This window comes from Flavobacterium sp. UM26 (assembly GCF_057922445.1).
Genome location: NZ_JBVHCY010000011.1, coordinates 34,646 through 59,704 on the forward strand (window position 1 = coordinate 34,646; position 25,059 = coordinate 59,704).

Annotated in this window: 22 protein-coding genes; 10 read left to right on the top strand and 12 right to left on the bottom strand. The window is 35.5% G+C overall.

Features of this window, described 5'->3' with window-relative positions; all coding sequences use genetic code 11:
• Positions 1-57 precede the first annotated feature (57 nt).
• The 7 genes from ACZ1AQ_RS12845 to ACZ1AQ_RS12875 form a co-directional block, all read right to left on the bottom strand.
• Positions 58-300, bottom strand: a complete 243-nt coding sequence (locus tag ACZ1AQ_RS12845; protein ID WP_342692032.1) for a cytochrome C oxidase subunit IV family protein — start codon at positions 298-300, stop codon at positions 58-60.
• Positions 301-305: 5 nt separating this feature from the next.
• Positions 306-887 carry a cytochrome c oxidase subunit 3 gene (locus tag ACZ1AQ_RS12850; RefSeq protein WP_489633285.1) on the bottom strand — a complete coding sequence of 194 codons (582 nt, stop codon included), beginning with the start codon at positions 885-887 and terminating at the stop codon, positions 306-308.
• A 74-nt stretch (positions 888-961) separates the two neighbouring features.
• Positions 962-1,927 carry a DUF438 domain-containing protein gene (locus ACZ1AQ_RS12855; protein ID WP_438067294.1) on the bottom strand — a complete coding sequence of 322 codons (966 nt, stop codon included), beginning with the start codon at positions 1,925-1,927 and terminating at the stop codon, positions 962-964.
• An 87-nt stretch (positions 1,928-2,014) separates the two neighbouring features.
• The gene (locus tag ACZ1AQ_RS12860) at positions 2,015-3,790 is read right to left on the bottom strand and encodes a nitric oxide reductase activation protein NorD (RefSeq protein WP_489633286.1); all 1,776 of its coding nucleotides are present in this window, start codon (positions 3,788-3,790) and stop codon (positions 2,015-2,017) included.
• 126 nt (positions 3,791-3,916) lie between these two features.
• Entirely contained in the window at positions 3,917-4,708 is a 792-nt protein-coding gene (locus ACZ1AQ_RS12865) for a CbbQ/NirQ/NorQ/GpvN family protein (RefSeq protein WP_489633287.1), read from the bottom strand.
• 247 nt (positions 4,709-4,955) lie between these two features.
• A complete protein-coding gene (locus ACZ1AQ_RS12870) occupies positions 4,956-6,290 on the bottom strand; it encodes a cbb3-type cytochrome c oxidase subunit I (protein ID WP_489633288.1) in 1,335 nt (444 codons plus the stop codon).
• Between the two features lie 106 nt (positions 6,291-6,396).
• Positions 6,397-6,831, bottom strand: coding sequence for a c-type cytochrome (locus ACZ1AQ_RS12875; protein WP_438067298.1), 435 nt, complete (start codon positions 6,829-6,831; stop codon positions 6,397-6,399).
• Positions 6,832-7,090: 259 nt separating this feature from the next.
• On the opposite strand from ACZ1AQ_RS12875, the gene ric reads away from it, so the two are divergent.
• The 10 genes from ric (at position 7,091) to ACZ1AQ_RS12925 (ending at position 18,600) form a co-directional block, all read left to right on the top strand.
• Positions 7,091-7,822, top strand: coding sequence for an iron-sulfur cluster repair di-iron protein (gene ric / locus ACZ1AQ_RS12880; RefSeq protein ID WP_489633289.1), 732 nt, complete (start codon positions 7,091-7,093; stop codon positions 7,820-7,822).
• Positions 7,823-7,890: 68 nt separating this feature from the next.
• The gene (locus ACZ1AQ_RS12885; protein WP_489633290.1) at positions 7,891-9,099 is read left to right on the top strand and encodes a hypothetical protein; all 1,209 of its coding nucleotides are present in this window, start codon (positions 7,891-7,893) and stop codon (positions 9,097-9,099) included.
• Positions 9,096-9,548 carry a copper resistance protein CopD gene (locus tag ACZ1AQ_RS12890; protein ID WP_438067347.1) on the top strand — a complete coding sequence of 151 codons (453 nt, stop codon included), beginning with the start codon at positions 9,096-9,098 and terminating at the stop codon, positions 9,546-9,548. Before ACZ1AQ_RS12885 ends, ACZ1AQ_RS12890 begins: the two co-directional genes overlap by 4 nt.
• A gap of 25 nt (positions 9,549-9,573) precedes the next feature.
• Positions 9,574-10,008: an RrF2 family transcriptional regulator gene (locus tag ACZ1AQ_RS12895; RefSeq protein ID WP_438067301.1), complete on the top strand. Its 435-nt coding sequence runs from the start codon at positions 9,574-9,576 to the stop codon at positions 10,006-10,008.
• 302 nt (positions 10,009-10,310) lie between these two features.
• Positions 10,311-12,818, top strand: a complete 2,508-nt coding sequence (gene nirB / locus ACZ1AQ_RS12900; protein ID WP_489633291.1) for a nitrite reductase large subunit NirB — start codon at positions 10,311-10,313, stop codon at positions 12,816-12,818.
• A 93-nt stretch (positions 12,819-12,911) separates the two neighbouring features.
• Positions 12,912-13,289 carry a nitrite reductase small subunit NirD gene (nirD, locus tag ACZ1AQ_RS12905; protein ID WP_159686525.1) on the top strand — a complete coding sequence of 126 codons (378 nt, stop codon included), beginning with the start codon at positions 12,912-12,914 and terminating at the stop codon, positions 13,287-13,289.
• Positions 13,290-13,379: 90 nt separating this feature from the next.
• Positions 13,380-13,967 (top strand): DUF4202 domain-containing protein, encoded by a 588-nt coding sequence (locus ACZ1AQ_RS12910; RefSeq protein ID WP_489633292.1) that lies wholly within the window; start codon positions 13,380-13,382, stop codon positions 13,965-13,967.
• Between the two features lie 6 nt (positions 13,968-13,973).
• Positions 13,974-15,785, top strand: coding sequence for an ATP-binding protein (locus ACZ1AQ_RS12915; protein WP_489633293.1), 1,812 nt, complete (start codon positions 13,974-13,976; stop codon positions 15,783-15,785).
• Between the two features lie 452 nt (positions 15,786-16,237).
• On the top strand, positions 16,238-16,903 hold the full coding sequence (locus ACZ1AQ_RS12920) for a response regulator transcription factor (RefSeq protein WP_463339695.1): 666 nt from the start codon (positions 16,238-16,240) through the stop codon (positions 16,901-16,903).
• Positions 16,904-17,265: 362 nt separating this feature from the next.
• Positions 17,266-18,600, top strand: coding sequence for an MFS transporter (locus ACZ1AQ_RS12925; protein WP_489633294.1), 1,335 nt, complete (start codon positions 17,266-17,268; stop codon positions 18,598-18,600).
• Between the two features lie 429 nt (positions 18,601-19,029).
• Here ACZ1AQ_RS12925 and ACZ1AQ_RS12930 read toward each other — a convergent pair whose 3' ends face one another.
• From ACZ1AQ_RS12930 to ACZ1AQ_RS12950, 5 genes are all read right to left on the bottom strand, one after another.
• Complete coding sequence (locus ACZ1AQ_RS12930; protein ID WP_463339693.1) at positions 19,030-19,836, bottom strand: ABC transporter ATP-binding protein; 807 nt, start codon at positions 19,834-19,836, stop codon at positions 19,030-19,032.
• 121 nt (positions 19,837-19,957) lie between these two features.
• Entirely contained in the window at positions 19,958-20,845 is an 888-nt protein-coding gene (gene ntrB / locus ACZ1AQ_RS12935; RefSeq protein ID WP_489633295.1) for a nitrate ABC transporter permease, read from the bottom strand.
• Between the two features lie 109 nt (positions 20,846-20,954).
• A complete protein-coding gene (locus tag ACZ1AQ_RS12940) occupies positions 20,955-22,166 on the bottom strand; it encodes a CmpA/NrtA family ABC transporter substrate-binding protein (RefSeq protein WP_489633296.1) in 1,212 nt (403 codons plus the stop codon).
• Positions 22,167-22,256: 90 nt separating this feature from the next.
• Positions 22,257-23,684, bottom strand: a complete 1,428-nt coding sequence (locus ACZ1AQ_RS12945) for an alginate export family protein (protein WP_489633297.1) — start codon at positions 23,682-23,684, stop codon at positions 22,257-22,259.
• Positions 23,685-23,995: 311 nt separating this feature from the next.
• Complete coding sequence (locus ACZ1AQ_RS12950) at positions 23,996-24,700, bottom strand: Crp/Fnr family transcriptional regulator (protein ID WP_489633298.1); 705 nt, start codon at positions 24,698-24,700, stop codon at positions 23,996-23,998.
• Between the last annotated feature and the right edge of the window lie 359 nt (positions 24,701-25,059).

Genomic DNA, 25,059 nt, shown 5'->3' on the forward strand with positions numbered 1-25,059 from the left:
AATAGCTATTTTATTTAAAAAATGACAATTATCATGTTTTTAACGTTTTGTTATGAATTATTTCAGCAATATCATTATAGACATAATCAAGAATAATGTAACTATAAGGGTTGTTTTCCAAAAGATATGTGCCTTTTTTAATTCCATAAAATGAAAAGCAACCAATATAAATTTTGCTGCCGCTAATCCCATTAGCAGCAAAACAATAGTTTTTGAAAGGAAAGAAGCACTTGAAATTACTGCCGAAACCAAGGTTAGGAATAACAAAATAACATAAACTGAGAGAAGTGATTTTTTCATTTTTTTTAAAACATCAAATAAAGAGTTGGAAATAGGAGCAACCATATCAAATCACACATGTGCCAAAAAGCCGCACAGCCTTCTACATCTTCAATAGCAGTATCCGATTTTTTTTTTATCATTCCGTAATTGGTCCAAGCCAAAATAACCATTCCAATAATAACATGAATAACATGAAAACCTGTTAATAACCAATAAAAAGTGTAAAACATATTAGTGTCTAATGTAATTCCGTTTTCAATTTTATGATAATATTCTACGCTTTTTAATGCCAAGAATAAAAACCCACCCAAAATAGCCAACTTAAAATATACCGATGATTTCAAAACTTCTTTCTCTTTGAATAAATGCACCGCATTAGCCATAAAAAAACCACTTGTCAATAAGAAAACAGTATTCACCGCACCAAAAGTGGTATTTAATTCTAATCGAGATTGATGAAATACGGTCGAGTTCTCGCTCCCATAATAGACAAATGCAACCAATGCCATTCCGAAAGTGATGAGTTCTAAGAAAATGATAATCCACATTAGGATTCCGCCAGGAGGATAGTAGAAATTCTTATAATTTATTTTTAATCTTTCCATAAGTTACTCTTAAAGTTTCAATAAACATAGCCTTCTAAATTAAAACTCAATCATTCAATGTGTTTGATTCCTGTTTATTCCCAATCCAATAATCTTTTCTCTCCTTCAATTTTCTTTATATCTGTTATATCTTGAGACATCTCAATTACCCCTTTGTAGTTTTTATTTGCATCCCTAACGGCGAAATAGCGAATATAGATCAGGCGTTCTTTGTAATTAATCCAAAAAGACGATTCGTTTTGAGTTCCTTTTCTGAATTCTTCTAAAATTTTAAGCACCGTTCCTACGCTTTTTGGAGGATGGCAAAACTTTACTTCTCGACCAATGATTCCAGCACTTCTTGGGAATACACGTTCTTCGCCTCTATTATAAAAAATCACTTTATCATTTTCGTCCACATAAGTTAAATCCAACGGCATTGTTCTGAAAAGCAAATTCACTTGTTCTACAGTCATGTATCCTTCATCATAATGCGAAGTGTTTTCCAATGAAAATGGCATTTCTCTGATGGTGAAATCCTCACTTGGATGCACATATTCCACTTTTGGGAAAGGCGGTGGTGTTTGAGACAACATCCAACCAATTTCTTCTTCGCCTTTTCGCATTTGTATCCAATCCTCTTCGGTAAGTATATCTAATGCATTAGGGAAAAGCACAGTATCTTCAACTCCAATTAATCGGTAAATACCCTCTACCAAAAAAGGAGTATTTGTTGCTATTCTTTCGGGATTATTCATTTTTAGATAATACTGAATCAATCGAAATTGCTCTCGCAAATTATCATGAAACGACCACATTCCTTGAGATGGACCAACCCAACCTTTCTTTTCCAAAAAAGGGAAAAGCTGATTCTCTTTGCGGGCAAATCGTTTCTCAATTGTAAGTAATTGATTGAATATGTTGGTGTATTTTGGTAAATCTTTCAAAGGATTTACCGCTTTAATTTCTTCCAAAAGGCTATTGATAATTTCTTTTTCCTGAAAGTAAATCGAAACGGGATGTCCTTCCGGCAATGCTGTGGTATTAATTGTTTCTGTCATTATAATTAAATTTTAAAACATATAAGTCATATAAGTTTTCATAATATATCAAGCTCAAAAAATCTTATATGACTTATATGTTTAATTTTATTTCTGGTGTTTTATCTTTTCATATAATTTCACTAAGGATTGTAGCAACTCAACGGGAGTTGTCAAAATTTGATAGTGGTTTTGTCCAAACATTTGTGGCAAATAATATTTGGCTTCGGCTTCGATGGCCAAGGCGTAGGAATTAATATTTTTTGAATTGAGTTCGCGAAGGGCTTGTTTTACATCATTGACCCCATATTTACCTTCATATTTATCATAATCATTGGGTTTTCCGTCTGAAATGAGTATTACCCATTTATTTTTGGTACTTCGCTTATCGAGGCGCACTCCTGCATGACGCAAAGCCGCTCCTATTCTAGTATAACCATTGGGTTCAACAGCTCCTACTTTATGTTTGGCGACATTCCAATTATCGTCAAAATCTTTAACCGTTAGGTAAGTGGAATAATTTCTGGTTTTGGAATAAAAGCTATCTATCGAAAAATCGATATTAAACTCGTTCAGGATTTCTCCAAACAAAATAGAAACTTCTTTCTCTACATCAATGACTCTATTTCCTGCAGCATATCCGTCGCTTGAAAGGCTAATGTCTAATAGGATCAGTATCGACAAATCCTTTTCTATTTTTCTATTCGCAAGATAAATTTTATCGGATGGTGTTTTTCGAGAATGCACATCGACATACAAATCGGTTATGGCATCGATATCAAATTCGTCGCCTTGAGGTTGGCGTTTTTGCTGTTGCATTTTGTTATTAACGTTTGTCAACATTTTACGCAAGCCCATCAAAGTGGAGGCATTCTTGGTTATTGTTCTTTTGTAATAATCGGAATCTGTTTTTAACTGCAACTTTGGATATACTTTGCAAAAATTTTCTTTGTAACTATTTTTACTGCAATCCCATTCATTATATTTATGATGAAATCCTTTTTCATCTACCTCAGCACTTTCGGATATTGTGGTGTTTTCTATAAAGTCGGATAGATAAACCGAATGCACAGTATCATCTACACGCACATTGTATTTCATATTGAGTTCCTCCAATGCGTCCTGATGCTCTTCGAGTTCATCCGATCCGTCAAAATCACGCCAATTGCCATTGAATTCTTCAGCAGTTTCTACTTTCTCAAAATTATGCAACATCACATAATCCTCTTGTTGTTTTTTGTCAAGTTCCACCGTGATAACTTCCTCAACAGCTTTTGCTTTAAGCGTCGTTAAAGGCTGAATCTCATTAGGTTTTTTGGTCTTGTCCGAGAAGTTTTGCAATAGATTCTCGCTATCTACTACCGTTTCATTTTTCATCCATTTGCCAAAAAGCCAAGAGAACTCAGGACCTTTTTTAGCATCTGATTTTTGGATAAAATAATCTTTGGCTTTCGCCAAAAAGGATTCGCCAATAGAAAACTCCTGAAACAAAATCGCAAGAACAGTATCGGATGTTTCCAATGCTTTTTGTTGTGAAAGAGCCAATTCAGGTTCTATTTCTTCAGATGTCCAATTATAGTTCAGCCGCTGTTGTACACAGAGATAAAGCATTCGAAAATGATAAAAAGTAAGGTTTTCTTCCAAAGTTGGAAATTCAGCAAAGGAAATCGGCAGAAAAAAATTATTGTTTTTGTATCCTCCCTCTCTTTCGGCAGGAAATATTTCGATAGGTTTTCCAGTCAAAGCACGCGCCATTATGGTCAGACGCGATTTTATCTCTGCAAGAGTCACCGTTCTGGCTTCTATTTCGGGACTTATTTTTTTTCTGCTTTTTAAATGCTTGAAAAACTTCCCAACTAAATATTCATCTATCTCGAAACCCATAATAAGCCCCCTAACCCCCGAAGGGGGAACTCCTATTAGGGGTCAATAGGATTTAAATTATTAAAAAACATTATTAACACAACATATTTTTCTAAGTTATAATTCCCCCTTCGGGGGTTAGGGGGATCATATCATCAGATTACATAAATCCTTCAAAGCTTCTATAGTCTGTAGATCATCTGTTAATGGTTCTACAACCGCTACGTGAACGGCTAATCGTTTTGGCAATCCACTGTGGATGATTTTGGCTGCATCTACTAAAAGTCGTGTTGAAACCGTTTCGGTCAGTCCTAATTCGGTTAAGTTTCTAATTTTATTGCCAATTGCGACTAGTTTTTTGGCAGTATCGCTGTCAATATTAGTTTCATTGACTAAGATTTCTGTTTCAATTTTTGGTTCTGGATAATCAAAAGTAACTGCAATAAATCGTTGACGAGTTGAGGGTTTAAGCTCTTTGAAACCTCTTTGATAACCTGGATTAAAAGAAGCTACGAGCATAAAATCATCATGCGCCTGTATAGTCTCTCCTAATTTATCTATAAATAGCAGGCGTCGATGATCAGTAAGAGAGTGAATAGCTACAATAACATCGGGTCGAGCCTCTGCTATCTCATCTAAATAGATAATAGAACCTTCTTTTACAGCTGTTGTCAATGGACCATCCAACCAAACCGTTTCGGCTCCTTTAATGATGAATCGACCAATCAAATCTGTGGAAGACGTTTCTTCGTGACAACTAATGGTAATCAATTTTTTATTCAACTGATGTGCCATAAACTCAATAAAACGAGACTTCCCTGTTCCTGTAGGACCTTTTAACAAAAAAGGAATTTTGTTACGATAGGAATGAACAAAGATTTCTGTCTCTTTACCTGTAGCTTGGTAATATGGGATTTTTATTAAATTATCTGTTAGCATATTCTTTATTATTATAAAAAACCGAAACGTAGAACAATCACTCTATGGAAATGCAAATTCTTAAACGATTATCCAAACGTTCCGGTTAAAAATGGAATCGTTATATTATATGTATCTATTTTATTGAGTAAAAAAAACTTTTATATCCCTAAATAATTCATATACACTTCTAATTAAATTTAAATCCTATGGCTTAAAACTGGATTTATCATTAAAATAACGTTATAAAATTTTCAATTAAAAAAAACTACCGTTCATTCAATGCTTCATTAGTTGGGCGGCCATATTTTATAAAATCATAAATAAACAATGAAATTCCGGTTGTAAACATTGTCGCACAGATGAGCAATACAACGAAGTGAATACTTATTTCATTTTGCACCATCATAAATTCCATTTTTAATTTTCTCTCCAAGTAGACTTGCACCACTCCCGCGACTCCAAATGCAACAGTCATCCCTAACATTCCAATATTTGACAACCAAAAAGCAGCCATTCCCGTATTACTTTGGTATCGTTTTCGACCTGTTACATTGGGCAATGCATAACTAATAATTGCTAAAACTATCATAGCATAGGCACCCCAAAAAGCATAATGCCCGTGCATAGCAGTAACCAATGTCCCGTGAGTATATAGATTAGTTTGCGGAAGAGTATGTGCAAAACCTAATAAACCAGCCCCCACAAAGGAAACTATAGACGAGCCAATAGTCCAGAATAATGCAATTTTATTAGGATGACTCTTTTCGCCTTTGCGATACATATTGACTGCGAACAAAGCCATAGCCAAGAAAGCTAAAGGTTCTAATGCAGAGAAAATCCCACCAATGATTAACCAAATCTTATTAACTCCTATGTAATAATAATGGTGTCCTGTCCCTAAAACTCCTGAAAGAAACGTTAACCCAACAATCACATATAGCCACTTTTCAATCACTTCCCTATCAACACCTGTCAATTTGATTAATAAATAGGAAAGAATACCTCCCATAATTAATTCCCATACACCTTCAACCCACAAATGCACAACCCACCAACGGAAAAAAGAATCCACTACTTGGCTGTCAAACCAAATCATTCCTGGCAAATACAACAAGGCAGCAAACAGCAATCCCATTGATAAAACCAATGCTGTAGTAGTTCTTCGTTTGGCTTTAAATAAAGTTCCCAAAATCAAACCTAAAAATAAGAGAACATTTATAACTACTAGAAAATCTAATTCTCTTGGTATCTCCAAAAATTTACGTCCTTCCCAATGGTTTAAATGAAATCCTACTATAGCTACAACTCCAACAACAGCCAATGAAATCAGTTGAATGTAAGCCCACTTCACGCTAATTAACTCACGTTGAGCTTCTTCAGGTATAATGTAATAAGCTGCTCCCATAAAACCAGTTAGTAACCACACTACTAGTAAATTAGTATGCACTGCTCTAGCGGTATTAAAAGGAATAATGTCATGCAATCCTTGGATTCCAATTCTGTCAAAACCCATTATAAAACCATAGATAATCTGTAAGGAAAATAATAGCATACATAGTGCAAAAAACCAGTAGGCTACTTTTTGTGATTGATATTTCATATTTGTATTTTTATTGTTAGAATTCAATTTTGACCCGGATTTTATCAAATAATGATGATAAACGTAAACTTGTTTTCAATAGTGAATTCAATTGTTATGTTATTTATTAATTATTCTCTTTCGCTAAAGGTGAAACCACACGGTCAAACCCATTCAAATCTATTTTGCCAATCCACTTTAGGTAAGCAACAACTGCCTCTGCATCTTGTTCTCCCATATTATAAACAACCATTTTACGACCATTTGGAGCCCAAGGTACAGGCGACATCAAAACAGCTTTAACATACCCTTCTCCTCTTCTATCTATTACTTTAGTAAGTTCAGGCGCATAATAGGCTCCTTCTCCCAATATAGTGTGACACCCCATACAGTTATTGGATTCCCAAAGTTCTTTTCCTCTGGCTACTTGTTTAGTAATAGCCTTGTAATTAGTTTGATCATTTCTAGGCATAAACGAATAAATGGTCAATCCTATGAAGATTAAAAAGGTGACCAAAGTTCCTCCCAGAAAAAATGCTCGAGCTTGTGATTTTGAAAGCATAATAAATGGTTTTTATTAGTATTGAATTTTGATTAACAATAAAAGACAAAATTATCTTTTATTTGATTGCAGCAAATTAAGAGTATATTAAAGAGTAAAAACATGATAAAAATCATAAATTAAATACATTCTTTTTAGTAATGATAAAAAACAAAACCAATCTGATAATCTATAACTTACAATAAAAAACAATAAAAGATATTTTTATCTTTTATTTAAAAATTATATGTATATTTGTACCCAATTAAAACGTATCATTATGAACACCATTGAAAACACAACAATAGGAGAATTTGTAGCGAAAGATTTTAGAACGGCAGCAGTATTCTCAAAATTTGGTATAGATTTTTGCTGCAAAGGCAATCGAACTATCGAAGAAGCAAGCGAGAAAAAAGGGGCAGATAGCCAAACCATACTTGCAGAAATTAAAACTGTTTTAGAAAGTAAAACTGACAACAGCATTGATTTCAAATCTTGGCCATTGGATTTATTAGCAGACTATATAGAAAAGACACATCATCGTTATGTAGTAGAGAAAACACAAGTCTTATTACCATTTTTGAGTAAACTTTGCAAAGTGCACGGTGCACATCATCCAGAACTTTTCGAGATTAATGAATTATTCATTGGCTGTTCTGGTGAATTGGCGCAACATATGAAAAAAGAAGAATTAATACTATTCCCATTTATAAAAAAAATGGTAGAAGCTACACTTACAGATCAACTCATCTCCCAACCTCATTTCGGAACAGTCGAAAATCCAATTGCGATGATGAAGCATGAACATGATACTGAAGGAGAACGTTTTAGAAAAATTGCTATGTTAACTTCTAATTACGTTCCTCCAGCTGATGCTTGTAACACTTATAAAGTAACTTTTGCTATGCTTCAAGAATTTGAACAAGACCTTCACAAACACATTCATTTAGAAAACAACATTTTATTTCCAGCAGCTGTTGCTCTGGAAAAAGACTTCATAGCTCAATCTTAATTCTTTGATTTGCCCCAATTACTCCTTCATGAACTGATGGCATTTGGGGCTTTCTGTATTTAGTCATTATGAAAAAAACATGGTTAATTGTTTGTTTGATTAATTTCTTTGTGGCAGCCATAATGGGACTAATCTTACGGTGGATGTATCTTAGTCCCATCCCTTCTATAAATTTTCAATTTTTAGTTCATGGGCATTCTCATATTGCCTTGCTTGGTTGGACTTATTTATCGATTTCTTGTCTTATAATACATTATTTCATTCCAAAAAAGAGTCAAGAAAAACCAGTTTTTAATCGCTTATTTTGGACAACCGAAATTGCGGTAGTTGGTATGATGATTGATTTTCCAATAGAAGGCTATGCGATGTTATCGATTTTTTTCTCCACACTCCATATTTTTTGTAGCTATTTCTTTGCCTACATATTTTGGAAAGAAACAAAAAACACCAAATACCCAGAAAAAAAACTACTTGACACAGCATTACTTTTTATGATACTTTCAACATTAGGAGTTTGGTGTTTAGGCCCTGCTGTGGGATTAATGGGAAAAGCAAGTGCCTTTTATCAAATTGCCATTCAGTTTTTTCTGCACTTTCAGTTTAATGGTTGGTTTTTGTTTGCAGTAATAGCTTTGCTGCTTAGAATTAGCAACATTAAGCTAGAGAAAAATTTTTTCAATTTGTTTTACTTATGCTTTGTTCTTGGAACACTACTTACATTTTCGCTACCTATAAGTTGGTCCCTAACCCACCCTATATTGTATTATTTAAATAATTTAGGTGTAGTTTTTCTATGTATTGCAATTTATTGTTTTATAAAAATGCACGCCAATGGAATCCAAACGTATTTCATTAGTAATACAAAACTTGAAAAAAAAATGTATCAGTTGGCATTTTTTTCTTTATTGTTAAAATTAGGATTACAAGGTATACTACTTTACCCTGAAATGAGTAAAACAATTCACAATATAAGACCTTTTATAATTGGATATATTCATTTGTCGATGTTGGGAATAATTACTTTTTTCATTCTTGCATTTTTATCCAAAAGCACCTTCTTTCATCAGGAGACTAAACTATACAAGTTAGGTATACTCTTTATCATCATTGGATTTTGTTCAACAGAGCTTGTACTTTTTTTTCAAGGAATCTGGCAATTTTTAGAAAATGGAATTTTGCCATTTTATCCTCATCTACTTTTTGCACTGAGTATTTTTTTGCCTTCAGGAATCCTTTCTGTTACTATCAATTGTTTTCTTTGTAAAATAAAAATATAATGAACCATCATTTATTACTTATTATTCACTTAATGAGCGCTACTGTTTGGGTTGGCGGTCATTTGATATTGGTTGCATCGTATTTACCACGAGCCATTAAAGAAAAAAATCAAAACTATATTTTGAATTATGAAAAAAAGTATGAACCAATAGGTATGCTGTCTTTGATATTACTTGTATTGTCAGGGATTTTAATGGCATATAAATATGGAGTGACCATTGAGCATTGGTTTGAATTTGCAACACCAATAGAAAAAGTCGTATCGACTAAATTGCTTTTATTATTTGCAACCCTACTCTTTGCTTTGAGTGCTCAATTTAAAGTACTCCCTAAACTCAATAATAACATAAAATACTTACCAGAAATGGCTTTGCATATTTTATGTGTTACAATAATTGGGATTTCAATGCTAATTTTGGGTTCCTTTGTTCGTTTTGGAGGCTATTAAATCATAAATTTGAAAAAAACGTGCTATGTTTTCAAAAACTACTGAATACGGCATTCGAGCTGCAATTTTTGTGGCATCAGAATCGCATCAAAACAAAAGATCTGGGCTAAAGGATATTGCCAAAAAAATAGATTCTCCAGAAGCTTTTACGGCCAAAATCATGCAAATTTTAACCAAAAACAAACTGATAGATTCTGTAAAAGGAGTCGGAGGCGGATTTGAAATCCCAACAGAACGTTTGTCACAAATTAAACTTTCGCAAATAGTAAATGCGTTAGAAGGTGATCGTGTGTTTAAAGGTTGTGGCTTAGGCTTATCCACTTGTTCCGAAGAACATCCGTGCCCAATGCATGATAAATTCAAATCAATCAGAAACGATCTTTCTAATATGTTAGAAAATACCACCCTCGAAGAATTGACTTTGGGTTTAAAAACGGGAGATACATTTTTAAGATATTGATTCACTACCGTTTCCCTAATTCTAAACCAATACACATTTGGGTATCTACAAAAGAAAGTATTCCTAGAAACTTGATTTCTCTTATTAGCCACTATTACTTTTAACTTTATAACAATTGCTGGGAATCTTTTTAAGTATTCCTTGCTGACGTCACTACCACACATCTTGAACTTTTGCACTCAACCTTGAGCAGTTTAAAAGTTAAGTAACCTTTTTTAATTCTACGTAAAAAAAATACGTAAAATAGGTTTTAATTAAGTATTTATACTTATATTTGCTTTGTAATACTTAATTATTGAGTTATGATCAAGGTAATTGTAGTCGGTAACGGCATGGTGGGATATAAATTTTGTGAAAAATTTGTTTCAAAATCGGGGCAAGAAAAATATGAAATCACTGTTTTTGGCGAAGAGCCGAGAAGAGCTTATGATCGCGTACATTTAAGCGAATATTTCAGTGGCAAGAGTGCTGATGATTTAGCCTTATCCACAGCAGAATGGTACAAAGAGCAGAACATTGTATTGAATACTTCTGAATTGGTCACTGGACTCGACACTACCCATCGGACCATAACCACACATACTGGCAAAAAATATACGTACGATTACTTAGTACTAGCAACGGGTTCCGCTGCATTTGTTCCCCTTATAAAAGGGGTAGAAAAAGAAGGCGTTTTCGTGTACAGAACTATCGAAGATTTAGATGCCATTATGGCCTATGCCAAAAAGATAAAAACCAAAGGTGCTACTGAAGCTGCTGTACTTGGCGGAGGTTTGCTAGGACTGGAGGCTGCGAAAGCAGTCAGAGATCTTGGACTGAATCCTCATGTGGTAGAATTTGCCCCTCGATTAATGCCAAGACAATTGGATCAGGGCGCTAGTAATATGCTGCAAGCTAAAATCGAAGCGCTCAACATAGGTATCCATCTCAATAAAGCGACACAATATATTGATGGAGAAGATTGTATCAAAGGGATGATGTTTGCAAACGATGAACTACTTAAAGTAGACATGCTAGTCATATCTGCTGGAATCAAACCACGTGACGAACTCGCAAGAGTCGCTGGATTAGTTGTTGGTGATCGTGGAGGAATTGTAGTCAATAATCAAATGCAAACATCGGATCCTTTTGTTTATGCTATTGGAGAAGTAGCGTTATACCACAACATGATTTATGGCTTGGTCGCACCCGGATATGAAATGGCCGATGTAGCGGCAGAACAAATACTCAAAGGTTCAAAAACGATGCGAGACACCATCGACATGTCGACACAATTAAAGTTAATTGGTGTGGAAGTGGCGAGTTTTGGTGATCCTTTCATAGAAAATGAAGAGGTGACAGCCATCGTTTACGAAAATAAATTCAACGGCATTTACAAAAGAATCAATGTCACCAAAGACGGCAAAACCTTACTTGGCGGTATTCTTGTTGGCGATTCCTCCGATTATAATGCGCTGTTTCAGATTTACAACAATGCTTTGGCTTTGCCTGCCAATCCAGAAGATTTAATACTAGGATTTCGAGGAGGCGAAAGCAACACTATGGGTAGCGCAATGGATTTGCCTGATACAGCTGTAATCTGTTCGTGTGAGAACGTAACCAAAGGCGCCATTTGCTGTTCCATCACAGAAGGAAGTTGCGAAACTCTTTCGGATGTAGTCAAACTCACCAAAGCGACTTCGGGTTGTGGTGGCTGTAAACCAATGGTGGTGGACTTGGTAAAAGCAGCTCAAAAATCAATTGGAAAAGAAGTAAAAGAAAACCTATGTGAGCATTTTCATTATACTCGTCAAGAACTATTTGACTTGGTGAAGATCAATAAATATGTCAACTTCTACGAAGTAATCGACCACCATGGCAACGGAGATGGGTGTGAAGTTTGTAAACCGGTAGTCGCCTCCATTTTTTCTAGTATCTATAATGATACTGCCAATAAACACGTTACGACCCAAGACACCAATGATCGCTTTTTGGCTAATATTCAACGTAACGGCACTTACTCTGTTGTACCTCGTGTAGCAGGAGGTGAAATCACACCAGAAAAACTAATCGTCATTGGTGAAGTAGCCAAACAATTTAATTTGTACACCAAGATTACTGGGGCGCAACGAGTAGACTTATTTGGCGCCCACGTAGGCGATTTACCCGAAATATGGAGAATTTTAATAGAAAATGGTTTTGAAAGTGGTCATGCATATGGCAAATCCTTAAGAGCAGTTAAAAGCTGTGTAGGCAATGCTTGGTGTCGCTACGGTATGGACGATAGCGCTGGCTTTGCTATTGAACTCGAAAACCGATACAAAGGGATTCGGGCCCCACACAAACTCAAAGGAGGCGTTTCGGCGTGTATTAGAGAATGCGCCGAGGCAAGAGGCAAAGACTTTGGCGTAATCGCAGTAGAAGGAGGTTGGAATCTTTACATCTGCGGCAATGGAGGGGCAAATCCAAAACACGCCGTACTTTTGGCCGAACAAATAGATAAAGCAACCGTTATAAAATATCTCGATCGTTTCTTGATGTACTATATCCGCACCGCTGGCCCGCTAGTACGAACTGCTACCTGGCTAGATAAGTTGGATGGAGGTTTGGATTACTTAAAAGAAATCATCATTCACGATCGCATTGGCATCTGTGAAACTTTAGAAAATGAAATGGAAAAACTAGTGGGTACTTTTGAATGCGAGTGGAAGCAAGTGCTCGAAAAACCAAGGCTTTTAAAGCGTTTTAGTCATTTTGTGAATACTGACGAGAAAGATGATGCCATAGAATTTGTTCCTTTAAGAGATCAAAAAATGCCAAGACCTTGGTAAAAAATATAAAAAATAACGTTTCCCTTTAACGCCACCTCTTTCCTCCCTCTATTCAACTTGGAAAGAGTATAGCGTTATTTAAATCAAAAAAATATGGAAGAATTATTAAATCAATACGAAACAGTAGCTACCGAAAATGTAAAAATTTGGTTCAAAGCAGGAAACATTAAAGATTTTCCAAGTAATAGAGGTGGCTGTATTAAATACAAAAACAAACAAATTGCTGTTTTCAATTTTGAAAGAAGAAATGCTTGGTATGCTTGCCAAAATGCTTGTCCACACAAAATGGAAATGGTCTTATCGAGAGGTATGACAGGATCAGCTGACGGCGTTCCAAAAATAGCCTGTCCAATGCACAAAAAAACCTTTTCTCTTATTGACGGGAGCAACCTAAACGGAGACGATTACAAAATTGCAACATACCCAGTAAAGATTGAAGGTGACGAGGTCTTCGTTGGCTTTCTGGATTAATTATGTATATTTGAGCGAAAATGCCGTAATTTTTTTCGACTAGCTTAAAAATAGTATCCATTTACAAATGCACACTTAATTTCCTTAATAATGAATCGTCTTCGTTTTCAAAATGCCTTGCAACGTATCGATGCTGCCAATGCAAAAGATCCCAATACTGAAAGGGTAGCTGACACGTTAATTGCCAAAGAATTATTGTATTCTAACCGAATGTTAGCCCGATTATTAGACTTTGCTCCTAATGCCTCAGAGGAGTTGCAAATTGCGGCTAAAGCCCAACACATTTGTCGCTGGGAAATCGCCAGAAATTCCTATCCTATGGACCGGGTGGGCTACTTAAAATGGAGAGAAGCACTAAAAAAATTTCACGCCTCTAAAATCACTTTAATTCTGCAAGAAGTGGGGTATGAAAATGCATTTATCGAACGGGTTTGCTTTCTGATTGAAAAAAAATTATTAAAAAAAGATGCAGAGACCCAATTATTAGAAGATGTCATTTGCTTGGTTTTTTTAGAATATTATTTAGAGGACTTTGTTCAAAAACACGATACAGAAAAACTCAAAAACATCATTGTAAAAACCTGGAATAAAATGTCTGAAAAAGGACAGCAAACCGCTCTTACCTTGTCTTTTTCTCCATCATCTTTAGCGCTCATCAAAGACGCATTAGGTTTATAACTGACTATGGCTAGCCCAAAAAACGACATCGCAACAGATTCAATTTCCTTCAAAAACTTAAGGAGATTGTATCTCTTTGCCTTGTTAACCATCGCGCTAACCGTTTTGGTAAGTCAGTTTATTTTACAATACAACCTCAACCGACAATTAAGTGATTCCAAAATCATCAACACTTCGGGAAAACAAAGAATGTTGAGTCAAAAACTAACCAAAGAACTTTTGATTCTCCATTTCATAACCGATTCTTCCAAAATTGACATCGAAAAAAATAGAATTGATTCCATACTCGTCAAATGGAAATTCAATCACGAGGCTCTAGTCTATGGTAATGAAAAATTAGGTTTCCCAAAAGAAAAAAGCACGCTTTTAAACGAGTTGTACCAATCCATTCAACCCAACTTCGAAGCCATGATTTTGGCAAGTCAACAGTATTTGCAAAGTAAAAATAGCGTAGCAAATACAGAAAAACATCAAAAACTTTTAGGTCTAGTTTTGGCCAATGAGCGTATCTTTTTGACCAAAATGAACCAAATTGTAGAACAATACGACCAAGAAGCTTTAGAAAAAGTAACCCTCCAGAGCAAAACAGAATACGGTATATTGCTTTTTACACTGCTGGTATTGGTTTTAGAATTTCTTTTCATTTTTAAACCGACCAATAAAAAAATTGAGATGTTGGTATCAAAACTGCTCACTTCAGAACGAAAAGCATTAAAATTGGCCTACAATACCGAAGTTTTGAGCGAAATAAAAGAAAACTCTGTCAAAGAACTCAAATCCTTGAACTACGCCATGGAAAATACTTTACTGTATTGTAGAGTTGCACCCAATGGCATCTTGATTCATATAGGTGAAAAGTTCTCAAAACTCCTACATTATAATCGTTCACAAACCAATCAACGTTTCTCTCAAGTACTCACGGCGATTGAAAAAGAGCAAAGCGCGATTGATAGTATTATTGCCGAAAAACACCGAAGTGGATGGCAAGGTGAAATTACATTTACCAACAAAGAAGGCCACACCATTTGGCTAGATCTTTCGATGGTTCCCGTAACTATAAAAAAAGGGGCTTCCGAACTGTTAATTGTTTGCTTCGATATTACAGAACGTAAAAAGGCAGAACAAGAAGTGGAACGCCTAAATATTGAAAGCAGCAATGCCAAAATAAATCAACAAAAGATAATCTCGAGTAAGATTATTGAAAATCAAGAAAACGAACAAAACCGAATCGCCAAAGAAATCCATGATGGCATTGGACAAATGTTGACCGGATTAAAATTTAGTTTAGAAAGCATCAACCTAGAAGACAAAGAAAAGGCCGCACAAAAAATAGACTATTTGAAGCAATTGTCGTTAGACATCATTAAAGGCGTTCGAACTGCCACTTTTAACCTAATGCCTCCTGAATTGAGCGACCACGGTATCGTTTCTTCCTTGACAAAACTTTGTTTAGAACTCTCTAAATTGACAGGAAAAAACATCTCGTTTTACAATAAAACCCAGTTTGACCAACGACTCGATTCCTTGATTGAAATCAACATTTACAGATTAACGCAAGAAGCCATAAACAACGCAATAAAATATGCCGAATCTACCCATATCATAGTACAATTATCTCACAGTCAAAATATTTTAAGCATCACTATAGACGACAACGGAAAAGGATTTGACATTCAAAAGGTAGAAAAAAAACGCAACAGCGAATCCGGCATGGGCTTGGTTTTTATGAAAGAGAGAGTACAATATATTAATGGTCGTGTATTCCTCCACTCGATTCCTAATGAGGGTACTCGAATAACTTTTAATATTCCTATTTAAGTTTTTTGTTTTCTTTTACCACAACGAAACACGAAGAAATCACTAAGCCAAACCAAGATTGCAATTGCATATTCCTTAAATGTTTTACTACTTCACGCACTTTGTGGTTAAATGCTCAAGACACAGATTACTCAGGTTTTCACAGATTAAAAAATTAGATGCAATTAAAAGAAAAAACTTTGCGCTCTTTGCGTAAATCTTCGCGCACTTTGCGGTTAAATACTCAAGACACAGATTACTCAAATTTTCACAGATTAAAAATTAAACAAACGTTGCGATCCTTACGTACAACTTTGCGTTCTTTGCGTAAATCTTTGCGCACTTTGCGGTTAAATTTTAAAGATAAAGAACCTTTCAGGCAGAACCCCACCACCCCGTAAAAGAATAATAAAAAAATACGTATCTTAGCAGCACGTATTAGTTAATTGTACTTATAACCAAACAAAATACTTATGAATAATCCCATTCGAGTAGTATTAGCAGATGATCATGTTTTTGTTCGTGATGGCATCAAATCATTGCTAGAAAATGAAAGCAATATTATCGTTGTTGGTGAAGCTACCGATGGCCAAGAAGCCCTGACTGTAGTTTCTACCGAAAAACCTGATTTACTTATTGTAGACATAAGAATGCCGCACTATACAGGAATTGAAGTCGTAGAAAAGATTCGCCAAGAAAAAAATCCAGTAAAAATCGTTGTCCTTTCTATGCATGAATCGGAAGAATATGTTCTACAATCGATCAAAGCAGGAGCCGATGGTTATTTATTAAAAGGTGCCAGCAAAGAAGAATTTCTAAAAGCTTTACATACCGTAGCCAATGGTGGTAAATATTTTAGCGGTGACATCTCCTCCATCCTAATCAATCAACTTATAAATAGTCCAAATACCTTAGCATCTGAACCAAAACCAAATTTGGAAGAAGAGAGTATAATTACCAAAAGAGAAAAAGAAATTTTAAGATTATTACTTTCTGGTAATGGAAACAAAGAAATAGCCGAAGCCCTATCCATAAGTAAGCGAACAGCAGAAGTACATCGTTTTAATTTGATGAAAAAGCTAAAAGTTAAAAACCTTATCGAATTAGCCAATAAAGCCAAAGACTTTTCACTGATTTAAATTAGAAAATAAACGTATCGATATAAGATTAGAAGTGGTAATTTTTACCACTTTTTTTTGCGCTTATGCATCACAACTGTTCCCTTTTTTTTAAAAGAATTGACCAGTAAAAAAGAAAAAACCGCTATTTCTTTTTTGACTTTATTCAGCATATTCTCGCTACAAACCACACAATTAGAACAACCTAAATAAAATACTTATCAAAAATTAAGTATTAATACGTAATTATTTTATATAAACTGCGTTTTCGCAGGTTTTTATCTTCTGTTCGTCATTATTTTTGCTGTAAAAACAAACAAAATACTTAAAAAAAGGATTTTGTCTACGTAGTAAAATAATGTAAAACCACTAACCTTTCGAACATGAGCTCAATTACAATGAATCAACCGCTTACTCGTTTAAACATTTTTAGTTGTAAAGGTATCCAAATGCGCACCTTCCACATTACTTGGCTTACCTTCTTTTTTAGTTTTTTTGCCTGGTTTGGCATGGCTTCACTGATGCCCTTAGCAAAAGAACAGTTACATCTGACCAAAGATCAACTGGGCAATATTCAAATCGCCTCAGTTTCGGCAACCATTATAGCAAGACTTCTTATAGGCCGACTGGTGGATGCTTATGGACCACGATTAGTATATACTTGGCTGTTAATACTATGTGCCATACCCGTATTATTAATAGGTACCTCACAGTCGTATGAAAGTTTTTTACTGTTTCGATTGGCCATCGGTGTGATTGGAGCCTCCTTTGTTATTACTCAATTTCACACCTCGGTGATGTTTGCCCCTTCAATTAAAGGAACAGCGAACGCCACAGCTGGAGGTTTTGGAAATGCTGGTGCTGGCTTAGCCAACAGCATCATGCCATTACTAGCGGCTGGTTTTGTGGGACTGGGATTTTGTACTCACGAAGATAGCTGGAGATACGCCATGATTGTGCCAGGGGTGTTACTTTTAATTTGTGCTTTTATCTATGTAAAGTATACCAAAGATTTACCTAACGGGAATTACAAGGAATTAGAAATGGCAAATAAAACCACAGAAAACACCTTTATGTTAGCCGTAAAAGATTACCGTACTTGGGTTTTGACGGTTGCCTATGCCGCTTGTTTTGGTGTTGAAATTACGATTGACAATTTCGCTCCCATTTATTTTACGGATACATTTGGAGCTAGTCTAAAAACAGCTGGATTATGCGCCGGAATTTTTGGTATGATCAATATTTTTGCCAGACCCTTAGGCGGAATCGTAGCCGATAAAGTAGGCAAAATATACGGTTTCTCTGGAAAGAATTTACTACTTGCATTACTTTTGATTGTGGAGGGAATTGGTATTATTTTCTTTGGTTTAACAGAACAGCTTGGTCTAGCGATCTTTTTAATGTTTCTTTTCGGGATGAGCCTAAAAATGGCGAATGGCGCTACGTATAGCCTAGTGCCTTTTATTAACCCAAAGGCTGTTGGTAGTGTTGCTGGCATTGTTGGAGCTGGTGGAAATATTGGCGCTATGTTAATTGCCTTTTTGTTTAAAGCCAAAGCTGTCAAATTCACAAAAGAAGTAGTTGATACCAATGGGCTTTCAAAAACCAAAGAATTAATTGACTACACCAATGCCTTTTATACTCTTGGACTCATTATCTTGATTACCGGACTCCTTGTTTTGGTGGTAAAATATGCCATTAAAACCAAAAAATCGTAATACTAGTTACATCCTAGAATAACACTTAAATAGCTAAGGAATAAAATTGTACCAGAGACTGGATATAGTTTTATTCCTTTTTTTGGCTTATGCTCCTTTCACATTTAAAAAAGATAGGATTTACAGTAATTTCTTTTCACTTAACACAAAACAATTATAAAAAAAGCTTTAGCTGAAATCAAGTTGGTTTTGACTAAAACCTAATTGACATTTGATTTTAAAGAATGGACTAAAGCCCTTTCCTATTCAATCTCCTCATAAACAACAACATTCGAATGAAATAAGCTTTTGTCAATCCCTATTCAAATGCTACAAAAAACATTTGAACGAGCTAAAGTCTATTCCATTCATGGCTACTTTACATCAAAAAAAAATCCTTGCTGATGGTCTAAACAACGCAAGGATTTTTACCACTAAATAGAATTGAAACTAACTCTTATAGGTCATTCCCATATCTTCAATGGAAAAAGTATCGGTCAATAAGTGAAGCAAACGATCTCTCAACTCAATGTATTCTGGCATTTTAACGATTTCAATTTTGTTTCTTGGTCTTGGCAAATGCACTTCTTCAATTTCTCTAATCGTAGCCGATGGGCCGTCTTTTAACACTACAATCCTGTCTGATAAAAACAAAGCTTCTTCAATATCGTGCGTAATCATAATAATGGTTTTATCACGATTGTTGAGATTCCAAAGTTTCAACACTTCCAATTGCATAGAACTCTTGGTAAAGGCATCTAAAGCTCCAAAAGGTTCGTCCAAAAGTAGTACTCCAGGATTGATGGCGAAAGCTCTCGCGATAGCCACTCTTTGTTTCATTCCTCCGGATAATTGGCCCGGCAATTTGTCTCGATGTTCTAAAAGATTCACCATTTTTAGGTTGGCATCTACAATCTCGTGTTTTTCTTTTTTGGAACAATTCATTACCGAATCAACAGCTTGGAAAATATTTTCGTGAACCGTCAACCAAGGCAATAAGGAGTAGTTTTGAAACACTATACCCCTATCAGGGCCTGGTCCTTTGATGGTGTTCCCGTCTAATTCTACTGAACCTCCGGTGGGAGTCAGCATTCCGGCGATGGCATTCATAATGGTTGATTTTCCGCAACCGGAGTGACCAATGATGGAGATGATTTCGCCTTTTTTTATGGATAAGTTAATATCACGTACAGCGGTATATTTCCCTTTGGGAGTTGGGAAGGATATTTCTAAATTTTTGATTTCTAAATAGCTCATTTTGATTTGTTTTTTTGAGATTTGACAAGGTTTAAGGTTGTTTAACGTTTAATAGGGTTTAAAGTTGTTCAAGAACTTATCCGGTATAAACAACCTTAAACTTTAAACTTTAAACATTTTTTTACCCTTTGTAGGCTACTTTATGTTCGATGTAAGTAAAGATTCTGTCGAAGAACAAGCCTACAAGTCCTATGATGATGATGGCCGAAATTACTTTTTCGAGACTTAGGGCGTTCCAACTATCCCAAACAAAGAACCCAATTCCAGCACCACCAGACAGCATTTCGCCTGCTACTATTACCAGCCAAGCCACACTGATACTGAGTCGCAATCCGGTTATGATATGAGGTAAGCTATACGGAATTAGGATTTTTGTGAGGTAACGCATTTTGGAAAAACCAAAGGCCTTAGCCACGTTTTTATGATCTTGTGGAATGGACCCAACTCCAAACGAAGTATTGATAAGTGTTGACCACAATGAGGTAATGAAAACGATAAAAATAGTAGCCATTCCAGTGTCTTTAAAAACCACCAAACCTATTGGAAACCAAGCTAAAGGCGATACGGGTTTTAACAATTGCACAATAGGATAAAAGATTTGTTTGCAAATCGTGCTGGCTCCCATCAATATTCCAATGGGGATGGCAAATAATGACCCAATTAAAAACCCAGAAAGTACCGTTTTGATGGAGGTAAACAACTGCAACCCGATGCCTTTGTCATTAGGACCATAATCATAGAAAGGATCGCTCAACATTTCTTTGAGCACCGTAAGTGTCGCTACTGGACCAGGCAAAGCTTGCTCAGTAAAATAACTCATAAGACTCCAAAATCCGGCAAACAAAAACAATCCAACTAAGGCAAGTAGCACTGATTTTGATTTTTGAAGCAGGTTGGTAACTAACAATTTTAAGTTTGCTTTTCCTTGATTGCTGCTTATAGCAATGGCTTGCTCTTGAATACTTTCTGCACTCAAAGCATCGATGGTAAGGGTGTTTTTATCTGACATGGTATGCTAATTAAATTTCTATTTTTTTTTATTGTTTGAAACATATAAGTCATATAAGCCGTTCATTGTAGCACTATTTTGATTTCATATATGACTTATATGTTTATCATTACTTTTTAACCACTTTTAGGTAAGCCGCTGGATTGGAAGGATCAAATACGGTTTTATCCATTGTTAAGGCAAAAGGTTTCATATCGTCATTAGGCACTTTTACATTCATACTTTTGGCCACTTCTTTGTATAAATCATCCAAAATCAATTTATCGGCAATAGCAGCATAATTGGGCGCTTCTTTTAAATAGCCAAAACGAACATACTGTGCCATAGCCCAAATTGCATGTGACTTTCTAGGATAGTTTACCATTCCGCCTTTATGAAACAACATATAGTCATTGTCATAGATTTCAACACCTTGGTTGCATCCTAAATTGTAATCTCCCATTAATCTCGATTCGATAACATCGGCTGGAGCATTAACATAAGGCGCTTTGCCAATAATGGCAGCCGCTTTTTTTCTGTTGGATGGTACGTCAAGCCACTTACAAGCTTCCATAACCGCTTTCATCACTTTTACTAAATCGGTTCTGCGTTTGGCACTAAATTCTTTGTTAACCACCAAAGCTTTCTCAGGATGGTCTTTCCAAATGTCTTGAGACGCCACTTGAGTAAAACCTATACCTTGTTTCACGGCTACTCCACCCCAAGGCTCGCCAACACAATACCCATCCATATTACCTACTTTCATATTGGCAACCATTTGTGGTGGTGGGATTGTGATGATTTTGACTGCTTTTTGATTCAATCCTGCTACAGACATCCAGTTGCGCAACCATAAATCGTGCGTTCCTCCTGGAAAAGTCATAGCAAAAGTGACTTCTTTCTCGGCTTTCAATTTGGCCGCAACTACTGGTGTAACTTTATTCATTTGTTTGAAACCAACTTTACCACAAAAATCATTGGATAAAGTAATGGCTTGACCGTTCACGTTTAGCATCATAGCAATCATCATTTCTGAACCTGCTTTTCCTCCTACTCCAGTATAAACTGAGAAAGGCATGGAATACAAACAATGAGCGCCATCAAGTTCGCCGGTTAAAATCTTATCTCGAACATTGGCCCAAGAAGATTCTTTGGTCACTACTACCTCAACCCCATACTTTTTAAAAAGTCCTAATTCTTTGGCCATTACGATTGGGGAACAATCAGTTAAGGGAATAAATCCTAATCGTACAGGGTCATTTTGTGCCGCAATGGGTTGAAAAAATGCGACAGCTACAATCACAAAAACAGATTGTATGGCTTTGTTTATTAATGTTTTCATATGCTTTATTTTAAGGTTTGTTGTTTATAGTTTGTTGTTTATGGTTGTAAATAGCACTACTATTCAACACACCTAACAACTACCGTTGAATCATTTTTTAGCTAAAAAATTAGGAGTAATATTGAGCATGATATAGCCAAAGTGAGGCGTTAAATCAGCATTGGCAACATTTTTTACTGCGGCAGAAGCCATCGTATTAGTTGCTTGCATATAGGAATAACCGGCTTCTATATTAATCATTTTGGTTAAGCCATATTTCACAGTAATGTCTAACTCGGTTCCCAAATACTTATTGAGATTCCCTGCCAAGGTATTGGCTGATTCAAATCCATGCAAATCAAAAGTGAAACTCAAATTATCTTTAGCATTGTATTTCGCTTTAAGGAAATAGTTAAGTAATCCTTGTTTACCGAAACCGCTTGCTACATAAAAGTAATCCATATACCCCCAGAATTTATGTGGTGTGCCGTACAAAGGATCAAAACGATTGTTTTTGCTTGTTGCGGTAACTGCTTTGGTTCCATCATCTCCAGACAAATAATCGATACCAGGCCCTATATACCATTTGCGTCCAAATTGATAAGTAGCCGTTACTGAGGCAAGATTAGCATTTATCGAACGACCGTCTTTGTCTTTACCTCCTTGGTGGTAGACACTTCCGGTGAAATTCAATTTTCGAGTTAAAAAAGTATTGAAGAAAAAGCCAGTTGTGTTGCGGCTCCACACGCCTTCTGTATTCACTTTTGTAACCACGGCTGGAGTACCTGTAGTCACGTTGGTATACTTATTAAAGTCGTCTTTGAAGAACAAAAAGGAAATATCTCCAAAAGAAAACTTTTTGTCTACATACAAATATTGAAAGGATTTGTACATGGTCCCAATTCCGTTAGTCCCAGCTCCATAGGCGGGATTGGTTCCGTTGTAAATCGTTCCTGAGTTTAGTTCTTTGTTTTGATTAAAAGCCACACCGGCATCGGCTGTCCACCCTTTGTTGGCGTATTTGAATATAATAGCATCGTGGCGGCGACCTTGTTGCAACCAGTCTAAACCTCCCAATACTTTTTGATCATCGTATGAAATTTGTTGGCGTCCAATTTTTACAGAGAAATTTTGAATAGTGCTTAAGGTGTCGATCAAACTTATTTCTCCCCAAGCTTCATGCAATAAAACGCCATTATTTGCCTCGGTTGTGGTTCTATTGATAGAGGAGGCATCTTGACCCCAAACGCGCACATCTTGTATTGCTGTAAAAACTTTGAATCGGTATCCAGAATAACCTAAATTCAATCTGGCGCGCTGGCTGTTGAAAAGAGCGGCTCTTTCTCCTTCTTTTTGTAAGGTTCCAAAACCACCTCTAATTTCTGTTCGTTCTCTAATTTGCCCGGTTGCAGTTAATTGTGCTTGTGTTGATGTAATAGAAAAAAAAGCAGCAACTCCTGCAAGCAAAGCTATCTTACATTTTTTTCTTGATGTTTTTACTACTTCTTTTCTTGATGAAGGGTTGGTAATGGTTAGCATAGTTTTTTGTTTTGATTAGTACATTACAAATATACATACGTACTTATACTTACGTATTGTATTTTTACATGCAAAAAACTCTTTTTACTTCCTTTTTTTTCTTTATAAAAGCGGATTTATTTATGCGTTTTCGCAGCTAAAATCATTTCACATCAATAAATACAAGACCTAATCATAAATACAACTACGTAGATAATTACCCTTATTACTTTCAAAATCAACATTCAAAAAATACCATCCATAAAAAAAAGCCTCATAAAGAGACTTTCATAACAATAATCATTTCAAACCAAACAAATAGCAATCTGAATTTAAATGTATTTATGATCCATGATTTCGGCTTTAAGTTTAGCAATATTGAGCAGTCCGATTCTCTTACCTGAAGTCTCAATCAATTGGTCTTTTTTTAGACTTGAAATCATTCGGGTTACTTGTTCCTCGGTAGTACCTGCAAAATCGGCAATTTCTTTTCGGGATAATTCTAAATCTATTGTGCCATCGGTTTGACCAAATTTTCTATGAATATATAATAAGGTATCAATCACTCGTTCGCGCACATTCATATGAGCAATCTTTCGAATATTATTCTCGCTTTTGTTCAATTCTTCGGCATAAAACAACATCAAATCAAAAGTAAATTCGGGCACGGTATGCAAAATTTCAAGCATCACTTCATTGCTAAAATTACACAAAACGGTATCTACCAAGGCATAAGCCCCTATCAAATAGCGTTTGCTAGTTCCGAACCCTCGAAAGCCCAAAGTATCTCCATCTTTGGTTAAACGAACGATCTGTTCTCTTCCATTAATCCCCGTTTTTACCGTTTTTACTTTTCCTTTTTTAATAAAATAAAGCCCCTGCATGGGTGCTCCCTCAATAATAAACTGATGCGATTTTTTGCACATAAAACTGTTTTTCTTTTCTATAAAACGTTTCATTTGCTCTAAATGAAGATGCTTTTTGATAAAGCAGTTTTCATTGAAACAACGATCACAATGGGCTAAAGCTTCTTTCATATTTCTATATTTTATTTGTAATGGTCATTTAGGGTTTGCTTCGCCTATTCGATCCGCTCGAGCCACCTATCATTCTTAGGGATTGCTTTGTCAAACTTCAAACGAATGTCGAGTTCATAATCGATTCAATTTTGTGCTGATACACTTTTTTTGATAAAGAAATCATGCACTGTTTACTATCAATTCCCTATATTATTTTGTAGTAAGCGAACCTAAATTATGGTATTCTAAAAAAAGAGTACTGCTTTTCTACTATCTCTTATTTCTCTTCAAACTTAAGAAAAAAATTAAATCATATACGTATTTTTACGTAAAAATACTTATTTTTACAACTGAATTATTGAAATCCAATTTTTGAT